The following is a 25260-nucleotide window of genomic DNA, read 5'->3' as shown; positions in this document are numbered from 1 at the left end:
AGCATAAAGATGAGGTTTAAGTATGATTTAACAGTATATTGGCAATGTCATGTTGTGTCAGCATTTTGAATAAAATTGCAATTTTCGAACCAAAACAAAATTTTCTAGTCTATGATTATTGAACGATATGCAGTGAGGTATCGTCAGAACAACATGGAGATCAGTTCTAATGAAAATTTTTAAGCATTATAACCCATCGAAAATTGCTCTATACGTGAAAACACTATTCAGAGGTAGGCTCTACATTAAGGATTTTGGGGCTTTCGAATTCAATAATGGGAAGATTTTACCGCCAAAAGTGACTGATAAAACGCATTACAATGTAATGAATGAAGTGAACAAGCAAGTGGTATTACTGCGAGCTGAGTTGGGCTAAACAAGCTATTAGCCAGCTAAGTATTAGGCTAACAACCTTCAAGCGCCTTAATAACAACGCCACTGACAGTGGCGTGTTCATATTGGCTATCAGTGGTTATTTTGAGTATGTGACGTATCTTCACTACCCGCAGTACCTGGCTGAACGACAACCGCGGACGGTGTATTCGTGATACGCGTGACCAGCAGTTGATCAATCTTGTAGTTATCAATATCGACCACTTCAAATTTGTAGCCCGCATATTTCACATAATCAGTGCGTTTCGGCATCTTTCTCAAGCGATACATCATAAAGCCTGCGATGGTTTCGTAGTTGCTGAAATCTGGGAATTCGTCGATATCAAGGATACGTTGAACATCCTCAATTGGCGTTCCCCCATCAACCAACCATGAATTTTCATCACGGGTAATAATTTGCTCTTCTTGCCCCGGACCAATCAAGTCACCCATTAAGGTGATCATCACGTCATTGATGGTAATAACTCCCATCACTAAGGCATATTCGTTCAGGATAACGGCAAAATCGACGCCACTATTTTTAAAGGCTTCTAAGGTATCAGACAAGGATAAGGTATCTGGAAGCATTAATGTGTTTTGGATATGTACACCGTCACGTAAGCTCAGGCTTTGACCATTTAATACGCGGTTGAGGAGCTCTTTGGAATCTACATAACCAATCACATGGTCGATATCCCCTGCACAAACTAAAAACTTCGAATGTGGCTGAGTAGAGATTTTGTGTTTGATGCTCTCTTCAGATTCGTCTTTATCAAAGAAAATGATGTTTTCTCGTGGTGTCATCGCAGATGGAACGGTACGGGACTCAAGTTCAAACACATTTTCAATAAGTTCGTGCTCTTGTTTACGCAGCACCCCAGCGACAGCGCCCGCTTCAACAACAGCAAAGATATCATCAGAAGTAATGTCTTCATTACGCGCAGTGGGTAATTTGAAGAGTTTAAAAATTAAGTTCGCTAAGCCATTAAAGAACCATACGAGCGGGCTTAAAACCACTAAGCAGAAACGCATTGGATTAACGATGCGTATAGCGATAGCTTCAGGTTTTACCATTCCAATACGTTTTGGTGTTAAGTCAGCCACCAGAATAAATAAGCTGGTTACGATGGTAAATGACACAATAGAAGCGGCTTGCTGTGCCCATGTAGGGGATAAGAATTTAATGAATAGCTCTTGCAATGCAGGAGAGAATGCAGATTCACCCACAATACCAGCCAAAATCGCGACGGCGTTTAAGCCAATTTGTACAACGGTGAAGAACATGCCCGGCATTTCTTGTAGTTTGAGAACGCGAGCGGCGTTAATATTGCCTTCGTCGGCCATTAACTTCAATTTAATACGGCGAGAAGCTGCCAATGAAATTTCGGACAGCGAAAAAAATGCGCTGATTGCACATAATAAAAGAACGATGAGTAAACTGTTTAGCATAAATTATCCAACCCTCTAGGTAGTGAATTGTCACTTCTTGAAATCCTAAAGGCAATGTAAGGGTATTCCATTTCAATATTAATTAGCGCCTTAGCGCGGTGGGGTATCGCGCTAAGTATAGCACTAGCCTATTTTATCTGGCTATATATTCGTCATTATAATGTCATTCAAGATGGAAGACAGACCCCAATGCCACCAAGCCCACAATAGCCGTTGGGATTTTTATACAGATATTGCTGGTGATAATCTTCCGCAAAATAGAAGGTTTCGAGTGGTCGAATTTCGGTGGTGATCGGGCGGTTATCTTGTTTTTCAGCCATCGCCAGTTGGTAAGCTTCGCGGGTTTGCATCGCCAGTTGATACTGTTCATCTGACACGGTGTAAATCGCGGAGCGATATTGGGTACCAATATCATTACCTTGGCGCATGCCTTGGGCTGGGTCGTGATTTTCCCAAAATAGCGTTAGCAGCTGAGAAAATGAAATGATTTCAGGGTCAAAAACCACGCGAACGATTTCAGTATGTCCGGTTAATCCGGTACACACTTCTTCATAGGTTGGATTCGGTGTGAGACCACCGCTGTAACCTGCGGATGTCGTATAAATTCCCGTTTGTTGCCAAAATAATCGTTCCACACCCCAGAAGCAACCCATTGCAAAATAAGCAATTTCCATATTCTTAGGAATAATCTCAATCGAATGATGGGTCACTGCATGGTAAGGTGACAACGCCATTGACGAGTGACGTCCCGGAAGTGCTTGAAATTCATTATCGGACTGAAATTGATTAAAAGTCATAACGATTCCTAAATACAATCTGTATAGAAATAAAGTAAAAATTGGGATAAAAACTTGTGTCAGTGGTCTATTTTACTCAAAATAAGTCGTTGTTGAATAATAAGCCAAATTGTCTATCACCCTAGGAGCAGGCGTGTCGAAATATCTTACCCTTTGTGTAGTATGCCTAACAACGGCGGTACCAGCGGTATTTGCTGCGAATCTACGCCTTAATATTGAAGGGCTTGAAGGGCAACTCAACCAGAATGTCCGTATTCAGCTTTCTAATATTTCACAAGATGAAGTCGTTGCAAATGGACGTTTTCGTGCTCGAGTAGAAAAAGCGATTCGTGAAGGGTTAAAACCACTGGGATATTATGAACCTACAGTAGAATTTAGCTATGAAGAGAAAACCCCGCCAGCACGTTCAATTTTGACGGCCAAGGTTTCTCCGGGGGAGCCTATTCTTCTACAAGGTGTCAATGTGGTGTTAGAAGGGGGAGCGAAAACAGACCCTGATTACGCCAAGATGCTGAAAAAAAGCACGCCAAAATATGGCATCATCCAAAATGATGGTGACTATGAAGACTTCAAAGGTAAATTTAGCAGCCTAGCTATCCGTAAAGGGTATTTCGATGCCATGATGGAAAAAAGCCAGCTAGGCATTTCTGTTGATCATCATGCTGCTTATTGGGATTTTGATTTTAACAGTGGTGAACGCTACCGTTTTGGTAAATTAACCTTTGAAGGCTCGCAAATTCGCAAGGATTACCTCGAAAACCTTTCTCCTTTTAAAGAAGGGGAATATTACACGTCAGAACAGCTTGCAGAATATAACCAACGTTTAGCATCAACAGGATGGTTCAACTCTGCGCTAGTCACGCCGAATATTCAAAAAGCTCGTGAGGAGCATACGGATCTATTACCCATGGAAGGGGTCATGATCCCAAGAGCGCAAAATTTCCTTGAGTTGGGTGGTGGTTACGCGACCGATGTGGGGCCTCGCGTAAAAGCGATATGGAACAAGCCGTGGATTAACTCACGGGGACAAAGTTTAACCTCCAGCATTAGTCTCTCTCAGCCGGAACAGCTGATTGATGCCAGCTATAAAATTCCACTCAAAGCAAACCCTCTAGAGCAATATTATGCGATTCAAGGTGGGTTTAAACGCACGGATTTGAACGATACTCAATCGAATACCACCACACTGAACGTGTCTCGTAATTGGGATTATTCAAGTGGTTGGCAGTATGGCGTGAATATGCGCTGGATGTTGAGTAACTTTACCCAAGCGGATGTGACCAACACCACGATGTTGCTTTATCCGGGGGCAAACGTCAGCCGAATTCGTCAAAAAGGTGGAGTGATGCCAACCTGGGGTGATAGTCAGCGCTATTCTATCGATTACTCCAATAAAATATGGGGTTCGGATATCGACTTCCTGGTATTACAAGCCAAGAATGTGTGGATCCGTACTCCATGGGAAGGACATCGATTTGTCGTACGTGGAAACCTTGGTTGGATTGAAACCAATAACTTTGACAAAGTCCCGCCAGACTTACGTTTCTTCGCAGGGGGTGACGGTAGTGTCCGTGGTTATGGTTATCAAAAAATCTCCCCAGAAGATAGTAGCGGCAAGCTCACCGGGGCATCTAAGCTGGCAGTTGGATCCGTCGAATATCAATATAATTTCACGGGTAACTGGTGGGGGGCCACCTTTATTGATAGTGGCGAAGCGGTAGACGATTTCAAAAATAGTGATTTTAAAACTGGCGCCGGTGTGGGGATCCGTTGGGTTTCTCCAGTTGGACCGATTAAATTTGATTTAGCCAAGCCTATTGGTGACCCAGATAATAACAAAATTCAGTTTTACATCGGATTGGGGACAGAACTATGAAATGGATGAAATGGCTAAAGTGGATTGCAATCACCATTTTATTATTGTTAGCTCTGGTCGTTGGTGCGCTGTATTGGGTTTTGGGTACCAAATCGGGTCTGCATTTTGCGTTGAACTCCGCCACACGTTTTGTACCTGAACTGACTATTGGCTCCATTGATGGTGATATTAACGATTTAACGCTCTCTGGCGTGAAGTACCAAATGCCAGGTGTGGATGTGGATGCGAAGAAAATCCACCTTGCATTACGTTTAAAGTGCCTGACCAGCCGTGAAGTCTGCATTGATGATTTATCAACAGAAAGCGTGATGGTGAATGTGGATACTAGCCAATTCCCGCCGTCTGAAGAAACTCCGCCTTCTGAGCCGCTAACAGAACTTAATGCACCGCTAACCATTCGTTTGGCTCAATTAGCGTTGGTTGATACTCATGTTAATGTCGATGGCACTGTGATTGATCTCGACAAATTCGCCACAGGGATCACATGGCAAAAAAGAGCTATCGAAATCACGCCAACCGATATTATTAACCTTGCTATAAGCTTACCGCCTAGTGAGCCGGCTGAAGCGCCAAAACCAGTTGAACCCGTCGTGCCTGAAGGTGAGCCGCCGTCCCTTGGTGATCAGCTTAAAACGTTATTTTCTAAGCCGCTATTAGCGGAGCTACCTGAAATTATCCTACCGGTTGACCTGAATGTTGAGGGGATCAATGCCTCTAATTTCCAATTAAAAGGCGACACGGACATTACGATTAATAGCCTGAATTTGAAGTTAGAAAATGAAGGGCAGAATGTTTTATTAAAGCAGCTAAAAGTCGATGCACCGCAAGGTAATGTTGCGGTTTCTGGATCGATTTCTTTGCAAGAAAAATGGCCAGTCGCGCTATCCGTTATTGGTGAAAGCCGCCTTGAAGATTTAAATGGACAGAAAGTCGATTTAACGCTTAAAGGTGGGCTGATGGATGAGCTGATGCTGGCATTGAATCTGAATGGTCCAATTACGGCGACACTAGAAGCTCAGACCGATTTAGCGCAGGCAGATTTTCCGATTGAGTTGACTTTAGAAAGCAAAAAATTAACTTGGCCGCTGGTGGGAGAAAGCCAATATAAGCTTGATGACACTCGCTTACGATTAAATGGTCGCCCTTCTAGCTATGACCTTTCATTACGTTCAGCCATCACGGGACAAGACCTACCGCCATCTAAGTTATTATTAGATGCGAAAGGGAACGAGGAAAAAATTGATTTAACCCGTTTACGCTTATCTGCGCTGCAAGGTAATGCAGACCTATCAGGGGTGGCGGATTGGAGTAAAGCTATTAGCTGGAATATGGTGCTGACGTTATCAGGTATTAATACAGCGAAGCAATATCCAGAATGGCCAGCGAAAGTTGAAGGGAAAATTGCCACGCGAGGCAGCCTATATGGTGGAAGCTGGCAGTTAGAGATCCCTGAAATCACCTTAGATGGTAATGTTAAACAACACATCTTAAAGGCGCGTGGGCAAGCTAAAGGAAATGCCGCAGGGCAATGGAATATCCCAGATTTTAATCTCTTGCTGGGCAAAAACAGTGTGAATGTGAAGGGCTCTTTAGCGGATAAATGGAACCTTGATGCCAAAATTAATGCTCCAGCGTTGAATGGATTAGTGCCTGGACTAGGCGGTGTGATCATCGGGGATTTAAAACTTCGTGGTGATTTACAAGCCCCACAAGCACTGGCGGATTTAACGGCGCGTGGCGTGAGATGGCAAGATTTAACTGTTGAGACCACCACCATTAAAGGTAATGTGGCAACGGGTGACCAAATCAAAGGTGATTTATCTGTGGTGGTGCGTGGATTGCGCCAAGCGGATTTAGCCATTAGTAACCTAACGCTAGATGCTAAAGGGACTGAAAAACAGCATACGTTAAAACTGAATGTGACAGGGAAACCCGTTTCTGGACAGCTCGCGCTAGCTGGGGGCTTTGATCGCCAAACACAAGTGTGGAAAGGTAACTTAAGCAATACCTTATTTGATACTGAGGTTGGGGAATGGCGCCTGAATCAAGCCATGTCCTTGAACTACAATAACACCACGCAAGAAGTGGTCATTGGTAGCCATTGCTGGGTCAACCCGAATGCTCGCGTGTGTGTACCGAAGCCGGTTAAAGCGGGTAAAAGTGGTAGCGCTGATATTGTATTAGAACGTTTTGACCTTGCGATGATCAAACCGTTTATGCCAAGTGATACTCGCGTAAATGGGGTATTCACCGGGCGTGCAAATGCCATCTGGAAAGCGGATGGTAGCCTACCGCAAGTGAAAGTTGACTTGAGCGGTGATGGGGTCAAAGTCGTTCAGTTTATTGATGGTGCACGTTTACCTATCGCGTTTGATACGCTGACATTAAATGCGGGTATGAAGAATGGTCGGGCGGATCTGAATTGGTTGTTGAAGATTGCAGACAACGGCCAATTTAAAGGTAATGTGCAAATTTCTGACCTCGAAAGAAAGCGCTTACTCTCCGGCAACATTGAAATTAACGCCATTACATTAGGTTTAATTAAACCGTTACTTGGCGAAAAAGATATTGCGAATGGAAACCTGAATGCAAATCTACGTGTCGGTGGTTCGGCGCATAACCCGCTAATGAACGGTAATGTCACATTATCTGGATTAGAAGTGAAGTCTGGGTTGATCCCGTTTGATATTCAAAATAGCCAATTAGCGATTAACTTTAATGGCACCAGTTCAGTCATGACTGGGCAGATCAAAACGCCAGAGGGTTACCTAAATATTGATGGTGATGCGGATTGGCGCAACATTGATGCATGGCGAGCTAAAGTACTGGCGAGAGGGAATAACTTACGAGTTTCTCTGCCGCCAATGATCAAAATTGATGTGCAGCCAGATTTGATTCTGGAAGCGTCACCGAAATTGCTGACCTTAAATGGTAGCGTCACTATTCCATGGGCGCGTATTACGGTGCAAGAATTACCTGAATCTGCGGTGAGTGCGTCTTCGGATGTGGTGATGCTGGATGACCAGCTAAAACCGATCAATCCGAAACAGCAATCGATCCCAATCCAAACCAATTTGAATATTAATATTGGCAACGATGTACGTCTGGATGCATTCGGATTAAAAGCTCGGTTAACTGGGTTATTAAAAGTTGCTCAGGATAAACAAGGATTAAGCTTAAATGGCCAGGTAGATATTCCATCAGGACGTTTCCGCGCTTATGGGCAAGACTTGATAGTGCGTAAAGGGCTGATTCAATTCTCGGGACCTGCTGATCAACCGTTCTTAAATTTAGAAGCAATTCGTAATCCTGAAAACACGGCCGATGATGTGATTGCCGGTGTGAAGGTCACAGGACTTGCCGATAAACCAAAAGTTGAGATATTCTCTGAGCCCGCAAAAACCCAGCAAGAGGCGCTTTCCTATCTGTTAAGAGGGGAAGGGATCGATAGCGGGGATGCGAATGGATCACAAATGACTTCAATGCTGATTGGATTGGGCGTTGCACAAAGCGGTCAGCTGGTGGGTAAAATTGGTGAAACATTTGGTGTATCAGATTTAGCCGTCGATACCCAAGGTGTGGGTGACAGTTCGAAAGTGGTTGTGAGTGGGAAAATTACGAACGACTTGCAAGTTAAGTATGGAGTTGGCATATTTGATTCTTTAGCGACGCTCACTTTACGCTATAGGGTCATGCCGAAACTGTTTTTAGAAGCAGTCTCTGGCGTTAATCAGGCTTTGGACCTGCTTTATCAATTCGAGTTTTAATATATGCGTATCATTGTTTATGGCAGTTTAAGGCGCAAGCAAGGGAATCATCACTGGATGACTTATGCTCAGCTGCTAGGTGAGCATAAGCTAGAAGGCTATGAACTGTATGACCTTGGATATTATCCAGCGGTTGTCAGAGGGAATGGCTCGATTGAATGCGAAGTTTATCGCATCAATCCGTCTATTCTGACTGAGTTAGACGAACTGAAGAAAAATTCACAAGATTATGAGCGTGAGTTAATTCCAACACCTTACGGTAATGCGTGGATTTATCTCTATAAACACTCAGTTGAAGGCCTACCTCAAATCAAAAGTGGTGATTGGCTAAAGCGCCATGAAGAAGAGTAATCAGTAGTTCATCTGTAATGAGTCATCAAGAAAAACGCCGAGCACTGAAGATTCAGTGGTCGGCGTTTTTTATGGATGTTAAGCGTGGCTCATGGCTTTGAGCATTTTTACAAACTCATCAATATGATGGCGTTCTGTCGTTGGGTTCATAAAGACCGCTTTTTCACCCGGTATATAAACAAAGCGGTTATGTTCCGCATAAGTCGAACAGGCGATGGAATCCACCCAATTGGTGAATAGTCCGGCTTTACCGCGAGCTAAGAACAGGTTGCGGTGCCATTTGCTATTTCTAATCATGGTTTCATAAGCGGCTTTATCGCTAGCGCAACTTAATTCATAGTTAAAAATATCCTGTGGATCCGCATTCAATTTAGGGGAATAAAGGCGAAAGCCAACACTAGGCCCCTGGTTTTGAGGCACCATGACTGCGGCATTTTCCATTTCAATTAACTGGTTGCGCATGTAGTTAGCATTTTGCAGGCAGTGAGCAATAATGGTTTGGTACCCTTCAATGCCAAGATAATGCAGTCCTGCATAGGCACCAAAGATCCCAACCCCACTTCGGCTACACTCAATGGTGGATTGCAAGTGAGTTTGCCCTTCTAAATCATGCTCAAAGTACGTGAAGTTTTCAGGTGAGTTTTCAAGGGCTTTGAAATCATTGCCATCACGTACCATCACTAAGCTCGAGGTGTAAGGAACATAGCCCCATTTGTGGAAGTCGATCGTGATGGAATCTGCATATTTAAGTTGTTTGAATTTTTCTACCGTGTGGCGTAACCCAAACAGTGTGGCTTCATTGATAGCAAGCGGGTTAGTATTAAAATCATAATTAATAAAGAAAATAATTGGCCAGCCGACCGCTGCATCCACATGAATATGCGGTTTTTCTGTTACTTCAAACTCTTCACACAGGCGGTTTCGCAGCTCGTAAACCTGCTTTATTTCATCGACACCAAAGGTATCAGTGGTACCTGCGGTTAATAAGATCACAGGGATCTTGCAGTGAACGGTATAACAGGCGCGGATCTGTTGCTCTAAGTCATGCAAGTCGATGGTGTTGTCCGAGGCGACTTTAATACGAATGGTTTTGTTTTGAATATCCACACCCAGTAATGAAAGGTTAGTCATATTGGAGTAGTGGCCGCCTTGGGAGTTGATAATCCGGTAGTCTTGATCCACAGACATACCCAGTTGGCGAGAATCTTTTAATGTTTTGCGAATGCCAAATAGGTAACCATATAAATTACACATGGTTCCGCCTTGAGTGAACAATCCAGACGCTTTATTTTCATCATAACCAATTAAGTTAGCGACTTGCTTAATCACCGTTTTTTCCATGGAATCGGCGACGCCGGAATATTCGCAATAAACCATGTTGGGGTTGCCTAAAAGACCAAGCATAGAGCCGTATAATGCGGGGTCTGAAGGCATCGCAATCACGTTTTCGACGGACAACGGGTTTTCCCAGTTTTTACATAATGTGGACGCAAAAGCTAGCAGGGTATCTTGTTGATTTCCCGGTAAATTAATTTGCTGCTGAACATGAGACTGCTGGGCCAGTTGATTGAACCACTGAGTGCCATTTGGATATTGATTGATTAACTGATTGTCTGCGAGTGTGGTTTTGCGAAATTGGGTGATAGCTTGGATTTTGGGGTCATTAAAAATAGGCCATTTATTCGGATCGCGGCTAAAAAAGTTCGCCACAATATTGTGGTACTGCTGTTCGAATTCGGGTGTGAGTAGGTTCGCACTTTGGCGAGCAAGAAGCTCTGATTGATTCACGCTAGACTCCCATTTACATTTATACAATTAATGATTTATGTAAATACTCTACACCTGAATCTATATTGATTTAAATAATATCAAATTGACTAATTCATCTGGTTTATCATCATAACATCATGATAATAAATAATTTAAAAGTCATTCTAGTTGTTTTTCACTAAGAAAATATATTCCTATATTGATATATAAATCACAGATTTATTATCTGAATAATATTTATTTTTAATTGTCATTATTTCGCATTTTTTATTAAAAGTAGTCAATAAATTCAATATTTGTTAAATACTCAGGAATTTAATTCTGAGTGATATTTTTGGTTGTATGGCTATCGATATATATCACTGAATATTATGAAATTGTGAAAAAATATTAATATTGTGAAGGGACGGTATAGGTAAAAAAAAGCACTGGTCAAAACCAGTGCTTTTCTATCCACAGAAGGGATTAATTATTTCTTTGCAGCGCGTTCGAAAGAAGCGATGATTTCAGCTTTAGCCGCTTCTGCATTCTCCCAACCGTCAACTTTAACCCACTTACCTTTTTCTAAATCTTTGTAATGCTCAAAGAAGTGAGTGATTTGCGCACGCAGCAGTTCAGGAATGTCGTTCACATCTTTGATGTGATCGTATTCTTTGCTCAGTTTAGTGTGCGGTACTGCAACTAATTTCGCATCTTCACCAGATTCGTCAGTCATTTTCAGTACGCCAACTGGGCGGCAACGGATGACTGAACCTGGTTGTAATGGATATGGAGTTGGTACTAAAACGTCAACTGGGTCACCATCTAAAGACAGGGTGTTGTTGATGTAACCGTAGTTGCACGGATAGAACATCGCAGTAGACATGAAACGGTCTACAAACAGTGCGCCAGATTCTTTATCAACTTCATATTTGATTGGATCAGCGTTAGCTGGGATTTCGATGATTACGTAGATATCTTCAGGCAGTTCTTTACCTGCCGGTACATTGTTCAGGCCCATTAAAATGTATCCTTATGAGTGCTTAAAATAACGTGGGGGACATTATAGCCGCAAAGAGAGGTAAAACTCACTAGTTGGAGAGAAATTCAGTCAAAAAAGGCGAGAGAGTCTCGCCTTCAGGTCAAACGAAATGTTTGATTATTCTGCGTCAGGGTACTCACGCATGAAGGATTCCGCTTTCTCAACCATGGCTTTCGTTCCCACAAAGAATGGAACACGTTGATGCAGCTTGGTTGGGATGATGTCTAACACGCGGTTAGTACCATCACTTGCTTTACCACCCGCTTGTTCTGCTAAGAATGAAATTGGGTTGCATTCGTACAGAAGGCGCAGTTTACCAGTTGGGTGGCTAGCGGTGCTTGGGTAAATATAAATACCGCCTTTGAGTAAGTTACGGTGGAAGTCCGCCACTAAAGAGCCGATATAACGCGTGGTATATGGGCGGTTTGTCGCTTTGTCTTCTTCCTGACAGTATTTAATATATTTCTTAACGCCCATAGGGAACTTGATGTAGTTACCTTCGTTAATAGAATACATTTTACCTTCTGCTGGGAACATGACTTTTTCATGAGACAGACAGAATACACCTAATGATGGGTCGTAGGTGAAGGCATGAACGCCGAAACCGGTGGTGTACACCAGCATAGTTGATGAACCGTAAACCACATAGCCAGCAGCAACTTGGCGGTTACCTGGTTGTAAGAAGTCAGCTTCTGTAACCGGTTGACCAATTGGGGTAATACGGTGATAGATAGAGAAGATTGTTCCAACGGAAACGTTTACATCGATATTCGAAGAACCATCCAGAGGGTCCATTAAAACGACATATTTCGCGTTTTCTGCACGATCACCTTCGAAAATGACGATTTCATCTTCTTCTTCTGAGGCGATACCAGCGACTTCTCCGCGCGCTTTCAAAGCCGCTTTCAGTTTTTCGTTTGCATACAGGTCAAGCTTCATCTGAACTTCACCTTGAACATTCGAAACACCGCTTGTGCCGAGAATGTCAACGAGTCCAGCTTTGTTAATATCACGATGGATAATTTTAGCGCCCAGTTTGATTGCTGACAGTAATGCAGTCAGCTCACCTGTTGCATGAGGAAAATCTTGTTGCTTTTCGACGATGAATTCGCCTAATGTTTTCATGACGAAGGTCCTGAATAAAATTGACAGAAATTTGCGGGTCTTTATTGTACCCTCGGGCGGAGAGTTTATCTAAATAAAGAAAAGATTAATAGGCTAATACATTTATAAACCTGTGATTGATGAGTAGAATAGTGACAAACCTCATGCTATTGGATGGAAAAGAATGCACATACATATTTTAGGCATATGCGGAACCTTTATGGGCAGCTTAGCCATTTTGGCTCGTTCGTTAGGGCACAAAGTGACTGGGTCTGACGCAAACGTCTACCCACCGATGAGTACATTGCTTGAAAAACAAGGCATTGAACTAATTCAAGGATTCGACCCTGCGCAGTTAGAGCCAGCCCCTGATATGGTGGTGATTGGGAATGCGATGACCCGTGGAAATCCCTGTGTTGAAGCCGTATTAGAACGTGGTTTACCTTATACTTCTGGACCACAATGGCTCCATGACCATGTCCTTCCTGAGCGCTGGGTATTAGCCGTTGCAGGGACTCACGGTAAAACAACAACCGCGGGTATGCTGGCGTGGATCCTACAAGATTGTGGTTATGAACCAGGCTTTTTGATTGGCGGTGTTCCGGGTAACTTTGATGTTTCGTCCCAGATTGGTAAAAGCCCTTTCTTTGTTATTGAAGCGGATGAATATGATTGCGCATTCTTTGATAAGCGATCTAAATTCGTGCATTACAGCCCGAAAACGCTGATTTTGAATAACCTCGAATTCGATCACGCGGATATTTTTGAAAATCTCGAAGCGATTCAAAAACAATTTCATCACCTGGTTCGCATTGTGCCAAGTAGCGGCAAAATCTTTATGCCAAGTAACGACAATAATCTCAAGCAAGTGATGAACATGGGGTGTTGGAGTGAACAAGAATTGGTGGGAGAAAACGGTGAGTGGCATGCCGTGAAACTCAATCATGATGGTAGCCAGTTCGAAGTATATTACCAGCAGCAAAAAGTGGGTGAAGTAAACTGGTCGCAAGTAGGTAATCATAATATCCAAAATGGCTTGATGGCGATTGCCGCTGCACACCATGTTGGCGTACCGGCGAAAGAAGCTTGCTTAGCGTTGGATAAATTTATTAACGCCCGTCGCCGTCTTGAGTTACGTGGTGTTGAAAATAATGTCAGTGTTTATGATGACTTCGCTCATCATCCAACGGCAATTTTAGCGACGTTAGAAGCATTACGTAGCAAAGTAGGCGGTACTTCTCGTATTATTGCTGTGCTGGAACCTCGTTCAAATACCATGAAAATGGGGATCAGTAAGAATGATATCGCGCCAGCTTTAGGGCGTGCAGATGAAGTCTTCTTATTCCAACCTAGCAATATTCCGTGGATGGTCACTGAAATTGCAGAGCATTGTGTGCAGCCTGCGCGTTGGCACGCAGATATTGATACTCTCGCCAATATGGTGGTTGAGACGGCTCAGCCCGGTGACCATATCCTGGTGATGAGTAATGGCGGTTTTGGTGGTATTCATGAAAAACTGCTGGCAGGACTAAAACATAAAGCCGAAGCCAAATCTGACGAATAGTCTATAAGCGCTATCGTGAATCAAAGCCCTAACTTCAGTTAGGGCTTTTTCGTTATAGCTGTTGAAGAAGCTCGACGTTTGCGCGTTCTGGTTGCCCGGAGCAGCTTAATACCGTGCCTTGCATCTCTTTTTTAACACTTCCAAGATAACAATCCACCGAGTCTGTCAATAAGTGAAACAGACAGCCGACGGCGATAGCTTTGAGTTTCCATGAAGGAAAGAAAAATAAGACGACATAAGCAATAGCAGCCCAAATGGTGTGCATAGGGTGGAAGCCTACGCCGCAACGATCAGGATCGAATATAGGATCGGCGAGAAGGTGATCAAGGTCGATAGCCATGGTGGAAACCATTAAGAGCCCAGCAAGCTTCCAGTTTTTTCGCCAAAATAAATAGCCAAATAAAAAGGGCACTAAAAAATGGAAACCGTAGTGAACGATATTCCGTAAAATCTCAAATAACACGGGCTTATCTCGATATGAATCAGTGGAAGACGCGTCACTATAGAATTAAAAATACAAAGAGGGAACTGGGTTCCCTCTTTTTCGATATCTAAAATTTTTCGAAAGGACTAAAGTTCTTGTTCGAAAAGCACCAAAATGGCTTCGTACAGTTCACGCGTTGTGAAATCGTTGGTTGGCGTTGAGAAAATTGTATCATCGCCAGCGATGCTGCCTAAGATGCCTTCAGCTTTGCCTAAGGAATCTAACAGGCGAGCAATTAACTGTGCTGCTCCTGGGCTAGTACGGATCACAACAACAGAATGGTTGTAATCAACATCCAGAACTAAATTCTTCAGCGGGCTGGTGGCAGTGGGGACACCAGGCTCGGTTGGTAAGCAATACACCATTTCCATTTTTGCGTTGCGGGTACGTACTGCACCAAACTTCGTCAACATTCTGGAAATTTTAGATTGATTAATGTTTTCGAAGCCTTGTTCTTGAAGAGCGATCACAATTTCGGCTTGTGAACTGAATTTTTCTTCTTTAAGGAGTGCCTTAAAGGCTTTTACCAAGTCTTCTTGTTTCGACATAGTGCGCATAATTAACCCATCTTTTGGTATTAAACTGAGTTGTATTATGTTGAAAAGTGCATTTTTATGCAAGAAAATTGATTTTTTGAGTGTTTAATGAGCAATTTTAGATAAGTATTTTCTGGTAATAATAAGGGGTTTATCTTAAATTGTTAGTTCGAAATTTATCCTAAAAATGGATTGATTTAACAATAAGTTACTGTGAAAAATTTGTTAAATAATTAAGCGGTGCTGAATAAATCATCAAATAAAATTGGGTTTAATGTTAAATGCAATAGCAATAAAAACTATTTGTTAAAAAAGTGTCCGTTATCTCATTAACAGATAAGGAATTTGTTTAGAATAGAACTATTGTGTTGGTGATTTATCTCGCGTTAACACTTCTCTCTAACTGTTAAAGAATTGTTTTTTATAAGTAATGTGTTTAGTGCATAGTCAGATGAATTCATATATTTTAAAGTACAATTAAGGAGTTTTAGAATGAAAGTTGCAGTCCTAGGTGCAGCAGGTGGTATCGGTCAGGCTCTCGCCCTTCTTCTCAAAAACCAGCTCCCAGCAGGTTCAGAACTCTCCCTCTACGACATCGCGCCAGTAACTCCAGGTGTTGCAGCTGACTTAAGCCACATCCCTACCGACGTTAAAGTGGTTGGTTTTGCGGGTGAAGATGCGACCCCAGCACTGAAAGGTGCGGACGTAGTATTAATTTCTGCGGGTGTTGCACGTAAGCCAGGTATGGATCGCTCTGACCTGTTCAATGTGAACGCAGGTATTGTACGTAACCTTGTTCAACAAATCGCGGTCACCTGCCCGAAAGCACTGATCGGTATTATTACTAACCCAGTGAACACAACCGTTGCTATCGCTGCTGAAGTTCTGAAGAAAGCTGGCGTGTATGATAAAAACCGTCTGTTCGGTGTAACGACACTGGATATCATCCGTTCAAATACTTTCGTTGCTGAATTAAAAGGTAAGAAAACTCACGAAGTTGAAGTGCCAGTTATCGGTGGTCACTCAGGTGTGACAATCCTGCCATTACTGTCTCAAATTCCTGGTGTCAGCTTCACTGATGAAGAAATCTCAGCACTGACTAAGCGTATTCAAAACGCAGGTACTGAAGTGGTTGAAGCTAAAGCGGGTGGCGGATCTGCAACACTGTCTATGGGCCAAGCGGCAGCACGCCTGGGCTTATCTTTGATCCGTGGTCTACAAGGTGAAAGCAATGTGGTTGAGTGTGTATACACTGAAGGTGAAGGCGAACACGCTCGCTTCTTCGCTCAACCTGTTGTATTAGGCAAAAACGGAATCGAAAAACATTTACCAATTGGTAAATTAAGTGCATTTGAAGAGAAAGCACTGAAAGATATGTTAAGCGTACTGAAAGCAGATATTGAATTAGGTGAAAAATTCATTAATGGCTAATGCCAATTAAGAATTCGCGCTTAAATAAGGGCGGAGTTGCTTTCATGCGATTCCGCCCTTTATTTTTATACTCGATAAGTTTTCACTTATCAAAATAAGGGGAAACCCCTTGAAGGTACAATGAATTAATTTTGCTGTTTTTAAAGAAAATAATAATGGGCTTTATCTCTCAGTTCTGATCAAAAATAGCGACTGATATTAGATATGTTCTTTTTCTAGCTCCCTGTTTTCTAATTCGTTTGTTTCCTCGATTTTCTTTGGCTTTTCTCGAACTTTTCTTTCTAATAAATCACCCGTCATTGGATCGTAATAGCGACTAGGCCAGATTTCTGATGGATGAATACCTAAAAAGTTTGCGATGATCCATTCTCCTTTAGGCCAAGGTCTCGATAGCGCATTCGCGAGCGTTGACGAGCTAAGCCCTGCTTCACGAGAAATCGCCGCTAGGGTTGTTCCACGTTTGCGTAAAGCTGCAATGATATCTGCTGGGTGCCAGTTTGATTTCCGTAACATCATTTTTTAATCCTTTTTTCACTCAGAATCATGTAGAGTTAGTGGTACATCTAACAGAGTATTGTGATACATTCAGTGCAATCGTTCTGTTATTGGAAATAAAATAACAGAATTTCCCAATAATAATTTCTGATTTTTTCTAAAAATTCATTTTTATGAAATTGTCGTTGTTTTTATGAAAATAACGGAAAGGTTCAGATGATTATTGTGAATTCAGCTAACACTTTGAAAATAAAAATAACTCATTTTAGTTAACTCTCTATTTTTTATATTTTCTTATATTTATTCTGTTTATCGAGAAGATTTATATTTCTTAATAATGTATTGAATTATTTGAAAAGAATGAATTTCTTAGTCAGCACTATAAAATCCATAGATATAAAATAGTTAATACAAAGTTATTGGTATAACTAGCGGATATACAAAAGAAATTATCTATATCGATATAATTTATTAACTATTATATTTGAATATTAAAAATGGATATTGAAACGATTAAGAAAATAAAGAAAGTTTATAGTTAATCGAAGTCGTCATCATGATGACAAGGAGCGTCGATAATGAACAAGGAATGGTTAACAGCCAAAGAGCTCGTTGGGCGCCAAGGGCTACCGACAAGCACCCAAGGTATTAATGCTATGGCGAGGCGAGAAAAATGGTTGAGTCGAAAACGACGAGGTATTCAAGGAAAAGCATTGGAATACCATATTAGCTCGGTTCCCATTAATCTCGAAGAGTTCACGGTGATGTATGAAACTTCGGGAGGCTATCAAGTCAAACGTGATGAACATGCGCATATTTGGCAAGAAACTTATAACCAGCTTTCCCATGATGAACGCGTGGCGATCTTATCGTTTATTATGCGCAAAGGTGCTTTAGCTTTAATTCATCTTATTAATCAAAATAGCCATACATAGATTACGTACGGTATTGAATCGAATAAATTTTTAGAAAAATAACTTTGGTATAGCGACAAAAGCAGGTTGCAAAATATAAGCTAAGCGTAAAAGTGATATTATGAAAAAATTGTGGTTCACTGTGAAAGAATTAGCAGGATTAGAAGGTCTTCCATCATCACCTCAGGGAATTAACTTGATGGCGAGAAGGGAAGGTTGGAAAAGTCGTCGTAAAAGAGGTGTTCAAGGGAAGGCCGTTGAATACTATATGGAAAGCTTGCCGAGTGAGATCCAAGGTCAGCTGTCACTTCATGAGCCATCGGCACCGTATCAAGTGCAACGTATTGATGCACTGCAAATTTGGTCTGAGGCTTATTACCAACTGACGGAAGATGAGCGCAAAATATTTGTGAAATATATTTTGCGTCACGGGTTATCATCGCTATTGGCAAAAATAGAGCCTGAACCAGAAGATGAATAACCATAAAAAAGGGTGAAATTGTTTTCACCCTTTTCAATATTGGTTTAGAGCTCTAACGGTGATTATGAATGGCGCTGAATAGCAACATGCGCTAAACCAATCAATGCTTCTTTATACACAGAGTCTTCAAGGGCATTTAAAGCATCAATGGCTTTTTGAGCTTCTTCCTGAGCGCGTTGGTAAGTGTATTCTAATGAGCCGCAGCGTTTCATTGTACCAAGGACAGTGTCTAATAGATGGCGACCATTTCCTTGCTCAATTGCTTGTCTAATTAGTGCTGACTCTTCTGCATTACCATGTTGCATTGCATGTAACAGTGGTAGTGTTGGTTTACCTTCATCGAGATCATCTCCAGTGTTTTTACCTAACTGGGTATTATCTGCATCATAATCTAGAAGATCGTCAACTAACTGGAATGCGGTCCCAATGTAGCGACCATAATCTTGCAGCGCTTTCTCTTGCTCAGGCGTGGCATTGGCTAAGATAGCGGACGCGTGAGAAGCCGCTTCAAATAGACGCGCAGTTTTACTGTAGATCACTTGCATGTAGCTCTCTTCAGTAATATCAGGATCGTTGCAGTTCATTAATTGTAAAACTTCACCTTCAGCGATCACGTTGGTGGCTTCAGACATCAATTTTAAAACACGCATCGAATCAAGATCCGTCATCATTTGGAAGGATCGAGTATAAATAAAGTCACCTACTAATACGCTTGCCGCGTTACCAAATACAGCATTAGCTGTCTGTTTTCCACGACGCATATCTGATTCATCGACCACATCATCGTGTAATAAAGTGGCGGTATGGATGAATTCGATTAATGCAGCAACTTGAATATGCTTATGTTCAGAATAGCCTAGGGATCGTCCTGCGAGGATCGCGATCATTGGACGGATCCTTTTTCCGCCTCCGCTAACGATGTAATAACCTAATTGATTGATTAATGCTACGTCTGAGTTTAATTGGCTGAGGATCGCTTCATTTACTGCTGACATATCCTCGGCTGTCAGTTCAACGATAGATTCTAAATTCATTGTAATATATTCATATTATTAGTTTTTGGGGCATTCCCTAAGCCAAAAATGGGAAAACCGATATCACAGTAATAGCGTAAGCATAACACTATTAATAATAAGATTATCGGGTGAAATGCAAAAAATGTTTAAATAAGTAACAATTAAAGATATTCCTGAGAAATCAGCCGAAAAAAGATAGGGCTGATAAAAAAGTCGTATTTTTTGTAATCTAACTGCATTATAGGCTTGTGTTCTGCTGCTTTTTTGCGTAGAATTCGCGCCCTATTGTGAATATTTTATAGCGTGCTCTGGAATTGAAATATTTAGCGAGTACGCGGAAAGCGGAGTTAATATGTACGCGGTTTTCCAAAGTGGTGGTAAACAACACCGAGTTAGCGAAGGTCAAACTGTCCGCCTAGAAAAGCTGGACATCGCAACAGGTGAAACTGTTGAATTTGATCACGTTCTGATGGTTGCTAATGGCGATGAGATCCAAATCGGTGCTCCTATCGTTGAAGGCGTTAAAGTGAAAGCGGAAGTGGTTGCACACGGTCGTGGCGATAAAGTTAAAATCGTTAAGTTCCGTCGTCGTAAACACAGCCGTAAGCAGCAAGGTCACCGTCAGTGGTTCACTGATGTTAAGATCACTGTCATCGCTTAAGATTTAGGAGAGCAGATTAATGGCACACAAAAAGGCTGGTGGTTCGACTCGTAACGGTCGTGACTCAGAAGCAAAACGTTTAGGTGTTAAACGTTTTGGTGGTGAAGCTGTATTAGCAGGTAGCATCATCGTTCGTCAACGTGGTACTAAGTTCCACGCAGGTAACAACGTTGGTTGTGGCCGTGACCACACTCTGTTCGCATTAGCGGACGGTAAAGTTAAATTTGAAGTTAAAGGTCCTAACAATCGTAAATTTATCAGCATCGAAGCTGAATAAGTTTTCTGACTTTTAATTTTTGAATTAAAGCCCTGCAAAAACCTTTTGCGGGGCTTTTTATATTCAGAATATGCCATCTCTGGGTAATACCGCCATCAGGCACTATAATGGCCAGCAGACGGAGAAAGAATTATGAAATTTGTAGATGAAGCCAAAATTTTGGTCGTGGCAGGAGATGGTGGCAATGGTTGTGTCAGCTTCCGCCGTGAAAAATATATCCCGAAAGGTGGACCTGACGGTGGTGACGGTGGTGACGGTGGTGATGTCTATTTACAGGCAGACGAAAACCTCAACACACTGATTGACTACCGTTTTGAAAAATCATTTCGTGCAGAACGTGGTCAAAATGGTCAAAGCCGTGAGTGTACAGGTAAGCGTGGTGAAGACATCACGGTTAAAGTCCCTGTAGGAACGCGTGTACGCGATCTTGGCACTAATGAAGTACTCTGTGACATGACTCGTCACGATCAACGCCATATGGTCGCTAAAGGCGGCTTCCATGGGCTTGGTAATACTCGTTTTAAATCTTCTGTTAACCGTGCACCGCGTCAGCGTACCATGGGAACGAAAGGTGAAACGCGCGAAATCTTATTAGAGCTGATGTTACTTGCTGACGTCGGAATGCTGGGTATGCCGAATGCCGGTAAATCCACATTTATTCGTTCAGTATCAGCAGCGAAGCCAAAAGTTGCTGACTATCCATTTACAACCTTGGTTCCAAGCCTCGGCGTGGTACGTATGGATAACGAGCAGAGCTTTGTGGTTGCAGATATTCCAGGATTGATCGAAGGTGCTGCGGAAGGTGCAGGACTTGGGATCCAATTCCTGAAGCACTTAGAGCGTTGCCGCGTACTGCTGCATCTTATCGACATTTGCCCAATCGATGAATCTGATCCGGTGGAAAACGCCAAGATCATTGTGGGTGAGTTAGAAAAATACAGTGAAAAACTGGCTCAGAAACCACGCTGGTTAGTCTTCAACAAAGTGGATATCTTAGGTGAAGAAGAGTCTGCCAAACGTGCAGCTGAAATTGCTAAAGGTATGGGCTGGGAAGATAAGTATTATATGATTTCTGCTGTAAACCACGAAGGTGTGAAAGCACTGTGTTGGGATATCATGGAGTTCATGAATACTCAGCCGCGTGATATGGCTGTTGAAGATGAAAACAGCCAACCAGAGAAAGTTGAATTTATGTGGGATGATTACCACAAAGAGCAGCTATCTGGTGCAGATGATCTTGATGACGATTGGGATGATGATTGGGATGAAGATGACGACGAAGGCGTCGAATTTATCTACCAAAAATAATTATCTTTGAGTCATATAAAAAGGCACAACTTGCGAAGGTTGTGCCTTTTTTATTATGAAGATCTTAAAAGGATCCTCGGGGAGATCAGTTCTTTTGGTAAAGATCGCGATAGAGGCGGCTTTCAAAGCGAACTAAAGGTACACGGCGGCTATTATATTGGCTTTGTGGCACGGCATAAGCGGAAATGAACTGGACGAATGCCACTTTTTCACCGCTTGCGGTAGTAATAAAGCCTGCAAGGTTATAAACCCCTTGTAATGCACCAGTTTTCGCTGACACCTTGCCATTGACTCCAGCCTCATCTAAACCACCACGGTAGCGCAATGTTCCATCATGCCCAGCAAGTGGTAGCATCGAAATGTAATCCAGCTGCTGGTCATTTTTAGCTATAAATTGCAAAACTTGCATCATGGTCGCCGGCGTGATCAAATTGTGGCGAGATAAGCCAGAGCCATCCACCATCACGGTATTTCCTAAATCAATACCCGCTTTCTGCTTGAGGACTTGTCTTACTGCATCAGAGCCGGATCGCCAGGTACCCGGAACACCGTAATAATCACGACCAATCGTTCTAAATACTGTATCCGCTATCATGTTATCAGACTTTTTCAGCATGATTTTTAAGAGGTCATGTAGCGGTTTGGATTCAGTTTTGACGAGTACTTGGGATTGTGGCGTCTGCTGAGTGCGTTTTTTAACCGCGCCAGACAATTCAATGCCCGCGACCTGCAACTCATTTTTGACGATAGCACCGGAGTAGCTCGCCCCATTTTGCACTGCAAATGCGAGCGGTAATGGCTCACTACGCTGGGTTAAGCAGCCTGTTAATGTATAGCGATTCAATTCCCCAGGAACCACATCTAACTCGCAATAGCGAGCTTCTGGTGAGCCTTTAGCAAGAGTTTTGACTTCACTAAACATGTTTACAGGATAGAAGCTGGCTGTTTTGATATACGCCATTTCTCCTGCTTTATCTGAGGGATAAAGGGAAACAGAGAAACAGTTTCTATCAATGATGGCAGCGGCCGGTGGAGCACTGAAGCACTGAGTCATATCATTCCATACCCAGCCCGGTGCTTTATCATGACTCGCAAAAGCCGAAATATCGACAATGAGATCACCATCGACTTTATGAATACCAATCTGCTTTAACGCATTGACCATATTGCGGATTTGCTGACGTGTTAACGTAGGGTCACCACTAAAGCGAATCACCAAATCACCGGATAACGTATTGTTATTGAGCTTTCCGTTGGTCTCGAAGTTAGTGACGAAACGGTAGTCCGGACCTAGCTGTAATAATGCAGCGAGGGCGGTGACGACTTTCTGCGTACTGGCAGGCAGAGCCATTTGTTGAGCGTTATAATCAATAAGAGGGGTATTACTTCCTACTTTCTGCGCAACCAGAGCAAGGTTAGTGCCGTCAGGGAGATACTGCTTATAATCATCGATAGGGATGGCAGATGCTTGCGAAGTAATGAATGCAAGTCCTAAAGTGAAGATTAATTTTCTGGTTGATGTTAATAGCGACATATATTTCACGCATTAGGGTAGACATACTGCACATACTAAAGTGTAATGCCCAATAAAGTAAACGATGATCCGCTATTAACTCTCAGTTAAAATAGCGAACAGTATGATAAGATAAGGCACAAGTTGGTCTGATTGAGTTATTGACACCTTAAGTTTTTGAACACCCCCCTACATATCATGGTGTTCGGTGTACTGTTGTTACAAAATCAGGAAGATACTTATTTTTAGATAGGATTGAATTAGAGGTATTTATCAAATGAAACAGATTCCAATGACGGTATTTGGTGCTAACAAGCTAAGAGAAGAGCTCGAGTATCTGAAATCTGTCCGTCGTCCTGAAATTATTGCTTCTATTGCAGAAGCTCGTGAACATGGCGATTTAAAAGAAAACGCTGAATATCATGCGGCGCGTGAGCAACAAGGCTTTTGTGAAGGTCGTATTCAAGAAATTGAATCTAAACTTTCTCACTCTCAAGTGATTGACGTTACCAAAATGGCAAATAATGGCCGAGTGATCTTTGGTGCGACGGTTACCGTATTGAATTTGGATACTGATGAAGAGTTAACCTACCGCATCGTAGGTGATGATGAAGCTGATATTAAAGTGAACTTAATTTCAGTGAATTCACCAATTGCGCGTGGACTAGTGGGTAAAGAAGTTGATGATGTCGTAATGATTAAGACGCCGGGCGGGGATGTTGAGTTCGAAATTCTTAAAGTTGAGTATATCTGATTCCTATTTCCCTGAATTGGTTATATTATTTTACTGATTTAGAGAGAAAGGCCGCAGGCGGCCTTTTTCGTCATATAAAATATGCTTTCAATGGCATTTTTATATAAATGAGCAGTTATTATTTAGGTAAACTAATTTTGCGCTCAGCCGATGGACGGTAGAGAACGAGAATTTTACCGATAACTTGAACATTTGCTGCACCAGTTTCGCGAACAATCGCTTCAGCGATCAAATTTTTAGTTTCACGATCTTCGCCAGCGATTTTGACTTTGATAAGCTCATGATGTGTTAATGAGACTTCGATTTCAGCCAAAACACCCTCAGTTAAACCATTGTTACCAATCATAACAACTGGGTTTAAGTGATGAGCGAGACTTTTTAGGTGTTGAACTTGTTTTTTGTTAAGATTCATCGATTTTTTGCTTGGTTAGTATTGAAAATGGCATATTCTACCGCCATCTGATCACTATCACCATCTATTAATCTTATTCGATGGTAAAGAAGCAGCTAATGATTACCCGAAAGTAATCCAGTGACAAGTAGGCAGCACGTTAACACTCTCCCGATAAACAGCGCTATTTATGTGACTTGGGTAGAAAAAATGAAGCTAACTCCCTGTAACTTGAAGAATGTCGGGAAATGTATTTCTATTAGTATAGTTGGAAAGTGCAATGGCCAATAAAAAACGTTCGGCAAGCTCCAGTCGTTGGTTGCAAGAACATTTTAGTGATAAATATGTTCAGCAAGCACAAAAGAAAGGGCTCCGCTCGCGTGCATGGTTTAAACTGGATGAAATCCAGCAAAGTGATAAGATTTTTAAACCAGGTATGACCGTTGTTGATTTAGGGGCTGCTCCTGGTGGGTGGTCGCAATATGTTGTCGGCCAAATCGGTCACAATGGTCGTATTATTGCTTGTGACCTATTACCAATGGACCCAATCGTCGGCGTGGATTTCCTCCAAGGGGATTTTCGTGACGAAGCTGTACTGGCTGCTTTGTTAGAGCGAGTTGGCGATAAAAAAGTACAAGTGGTTATGTCTGACATGGCCCCAAACATGAGCGGAACACCAGCAGTGGATATTCCCCGCTCTATGTATCTGGTTGAACTAGCATTGGATATGTGCCGTGCGGTATTGGCTCCTGGGGGAAGTTTTATCGTTAAAGTGTTTCAGGGAGAAGGCTTTGACGAATACCTTAGGGATATCCGCTCCCTGTTTACGAAGGTGAAAGTTCGTAAACCCGAATCTTCGCGGGCACGATCGCGTGAAGTATACATTGTAGCGACAGGACTAAAACTATAGTACCCTGAGCGTTATTTG

The 25260-nt window shown here is 42.3% G+C and carries 24 protein-coding genes; 13 read left to right on the top strand and 11 right to left on the bottom strand.

The genetic code is table 11. The features are described 5' to 3' along the window. Positions 1-169: 169 nt before the first annotated feature. Complete coding sequence (locus GKR61_RS00995) at positions 170-376, top strand: DUF1107 domain-containing protein (RefSeq protein ID WP_036948988.1); 207 nt, start codon at positions 170-172, stop codon at positions 374-376. Positions 377-465: 89 nt separating this feature from the next. Here the strand turns inward: GKR61_RS00995 and GKR61_RS00990 are convergent, their stop codons facing one another. Beyond that, entirely contained in the window at positions 466-1821 is a 1356-nt protein-coding gene (locus GKR61_RS00990; protein ID WP_036948991.1) for a hemolysin family protein, read from the bottom strand. A gap of 167 nt (positions 1822-1988) precedes the next feature. Continuing rightward, positions 1989-2618 (bottom strand): peptide-methionine (S)-S-oxide reductase MsrA, encoded by a 630-nt coding sequence (msrA, locus tag GKR61_RS00985; RefSeq protein WP_108478817.1) that lies wholly within the window; start codon positions 2616-2618, stop codon positions 1989-1991. Positions 2619-2751: 133 nt separating this feature from the next. Here msrA and tamA point away from each other — a divergent pair, with 133 nt between their 5' ends. From tamA to GKR61_RS00970, 3 genes are read left to right on the top strand one after another with little or no spacing between them, the layout of a single operon-like run. Then, positions 2752-4494 carry an autotransporter assembly complex protein TamA gene (tamA, locus tag GKR61_RS00980; RefSeq protein WP_036948997.1) on the top strand — a complete coding sequence of 581 codons (1743 nt, stop codon included), beginning with the start codon at positions 2752-2754 and terminating at the stop codon, positions 4492-4494. Next, the gene (tamB, locus tag GKR61_RS00975) at positions 4491-8261 is read left to right on the top strand and encodes an autotransporter assembly complex protein TamB (RefSeq protein WP_154639486.1); all 3771 of its coding nucleotides are present in this window, start codon (positions 4491-4493) and stop codon (positions 8259-8261) included. Before tamA ends, tamB begins: the two co-directional genes overlap by 4 nt. A 3-nt stretch (positions 8262-8264) precedes the next feature. After that, complete coding sequence (locus GKR61_RS00970; RefSeq protein ID WP_036949002.1) at positions 8265-8612, top strand: gamma-glutamylcyclotransferase family protein; 348 nt, start codon at positions 8265-8267, stop codon at positions 8610-8612. A 78-nt stretch (positions 8613-8690) separates the two neighbouring features. Here GKR61_RS00970 and GKR61_RS00965 read toward each other — a convergent pair whose 3' ends face one another. The 3 genes from GKR61_RS00965 to fbp all read right to left on the bottom strand — a co-directional run bounded on the left by GKR61_RS00965 (position 8691) and on the right by fbp (position 12528). Continuing rightward, entirely contained in the window at positions 8691-10400 is a 1710-nt protein-coding gene (locus GKR61_RS00965) for a pyridoxal phosphate-dependent decarboxylase family protein (RefSeq protein WP_036949005.1), read from the bottom strand. Between the two features lie 451 nt (positions 10401-10851). Continuing rightward, on the bottom strand, positions 10852-11382 hold the full coding sequence (ppa, locus tag GKR61_RS00960) for an inorganic diphosphatase (RefSeq protein WP_006658000.1): 531 nt from the start codon (positions 11380-11382) through the stop codon (positions 10852-10854). A gap of 138 nt (positions 11383-11520) precedes the next feature. Next, complete coding sequence (gene fbp, locus GKR61_RS00955; RefSeq protein WP_036949007.1) at positions 11521-12528, bottom strand: class 1 fructose-bisphosphatase; 1008 nt, start codon at positions 12526-12528, stop codon at positions 11521-11523. A gap of 163 nt (positions 12529-12691) precedes the next feature. On the opposite strand from fbp, the gene mpl reads away from it, so the two are divergent. Further along, on the top strand, positions 12692-14071 hold the full coding sequence (gene mpl / locus GKR61_RS00950) for a UDP-N-acetylmuramate:L-alanyl-gamma-D-glutamyl-meso-diaminopimelate ligase (RefSeq protein ID WP_036949009.1): 1380 nt from the start codon (positions 12692-12694) through the stop codon (positions 14069-14071). Positions 14072-14123: 52 nt separating this feature from the next. Here the strand turns inward: mpl and GKR61_RS00945 are convergent, their stop codons facing one another. After that, positions 14124-14534, bottom strand: coding sequence for a DUF6122 family protein (locus tag GKR61_RS00945; RefSeq protein ID WP_036949011.1), 411 nt, complete (start codon positions 14532-14534; stop codon positions 14124-14126). Between the two features lie 107 nt (positions 14535-14641). Next, positions 14642-15112 (bottom strand): transcriptional regulator ArgR, encoded by a 471-nt coding sequence (gene argR, locus GKR61_RS00940; protein ID WP_036949013.1) that lies wholly within the window; start codon positions 15110-15112, stop codon positions 14642-14644. Between the two features lie 471 nt (positions 15113-15583). On the opposite strand from argR, the gene mdh reads away from it, so the two are divergent. Beyond that, positions 15584-16522 (top strand): malate dehydrogenase, encoded by a 939-nt coding sequence (mdh, locus tag GKR61_RS00935; protein WP_036949016.1) that lies wholly within the window; start codon positions 15584-15586, stop codon positions 16520-16522. 198 nt (positions 16523-16720) lie between these two features. Here the strand turns inward: mdh and GKR61_RS00930 are convergent, their stop codons facing one another. After that, positions 16721-17038: a helix-turn-helix domain-containing protein gene (locus tag GKR61_RS00930; protein WP_154639485.1), complete on the bottom strand. Its 318-nt coding sequence runs from the start codon at positions 17036-17038 to the stop codon at positions 16721-16723. Positions 17039-17595: 557 nt separating this feature from the next. On the opposite strand from GKR61_RS00930, the gene GKR61_RS00925 reads away from it, so the two are divergent. Together GKR61_RS00925 and GKR61_RS00920 are read left to right on the top strand one after the other, a co-directional pair. Continuing rightward, a complete protein-coding gene (locus GKR61_RS00925) occupies positions 17596-17952 on the top strand; it encodes a DNA-binding protein (protein WP_036949022.1) in 357 nt (118 codons plus the stop codon). Positions 17953-18052: 100 nt separating this feature from the next. Continuing rightward, positions 18053-18412, top strand: coding sequence for a DNA-binding protein (locus GKR61_RS00920; RefSeq protein WP_154639484.1), 360 nt, complete (start codon positions 18053-18055; stop codon positions 18410-18412). 62 nt (positions 18413-18474) lie between these two features. Here GKR61_RS00920 and ispB read toward each other — a convergent pair whose 3' ends face one another. Continuing rightward, the gene (gene ispB, locus GKR61_RS00915; RefSeq protein ID WP_036949027.1) at positions 18475-19446 is read right to left on the bottom strand and encodes an octaprenyl diphosphate synthase; all 972 of its coding nucleotides are present in this window, start codon (positions 19444-19446) and stop codon (positions 18475-18477) included. 334 nt (positions 19447-19780) lie between these two features. On the opposite strand from ispB, the gene rplU reads away from it, so the two are divergent. From rplU to cgtA, 3 genes are all read left to right on the top strand, one after another. Continuing rightward, positions 19781-20089 (top strand): 50S ribosomal protein L21, encoded by a 309-nt coding sequence (rplU, locus tag GKR61_RS00910; protein ID WP_006658010.1) that lies wholly within the window; start codon positions 19781-19783, stop codon positions 20087-20089. 19 nt (positions 20090-20108) lie between these two features. Beyond that, a complete protein-coding gene (gene rpmA / locus GKR61_RS00905; protein ID WP_004905922.1) occupies positions 20109-20366 on the top strand; it encodes a 50S ribosomal protein L27 in 258 nt (85 codons plus the stop codon). 132 nt (positions 20367-20498) lie between these two features. After that, a complete protein-coding gene (gene cgtA, locus GKR61_RS00900; protein WP_036949030.1) occupies positions 20499-21674 on the top strand; it encodes an Obg family GTPase CgtA in 1176 nt (391 codons plus the stop codon). A gap of 85 nt (positions 21675-21759) precedes the next feature. On the opposite strand, the gene dacB is transcribed toward cgtA, so the two are convergent. Continuing rightward, positions 21760-23208, bottom strand: coding sequence for a serine-type D-Ala-D-Ala carboxypeptidase (gene dacB, locus GKR61_RS00895; protein WP_036949033.1), 1449 nt, complete (start codon positions 23206-23208; stop codon positions 21760-21762). Positions 23209-23464: 256 nt separating this feature from the next. Here dacB and greA point away from each other — a divergent pair, with 256 nt between their 5' ends. Further along, positions 23465-23941, top strand: a complete 477-nt coding sequence (greA, locus tag GKR61_RS00890; protein ID WP_036949035.1) for a transcription elongation factor GreA — start codon at positions 23465-23467, stop codon at positions 23939-23941. A gap of 118 nt (positions 23942-24059) precedes the next feature. Here greA and yhbY read toward each other — a convergent pair whose 3' ends face one another. After that, positions 24060-24353 carry a ribosome assembly RNA-binding protein YhbY gene (gene yhbY / locus GKR61_RS00885; RefSeq protein ID WP_036949037.1) on the bottom strand — a complete coding sequence of 98 codons (294 nt, stop codon included), beginning with the start codon at positions 24351-24353 and terminating at the stop codon, positions 24060-24062. 259 nt (positions 24354-24612) lie between these two features. Here yhbY and rlmE point away from each other — a divergent pair, with 259 nt between their 5' ends. Beyond that, the gene (gene rlmE, locus GKR61_RS00880; RefSeq protein ID WP_036949039.1) at positions 24613-25242 is read left to right on the top strand and encodes a 23S rRNA (uridine(2552)-2'-O)-methyltransferase RlmE; all 630 of its coding nucleotides are present in this window, start codon (positions 24613-24615) and stop codon (positions 25240-25242) included. The last annotated feature ends 18 nt before the right edge of the window (positions 25243-25260 follow it).

The organism is Providencia sp. wls1916, assembly GCF_009706585.1.
GTDB lineage: Bacteria > Pseudomonadota > Gammaproteobacteria > Enterobacterales > Enterobacteriaceae > Providencia > Providencia lanzhouensis.
This window is presented reverse-complemented; position numbering and strand designations above follow the sequence as displayed.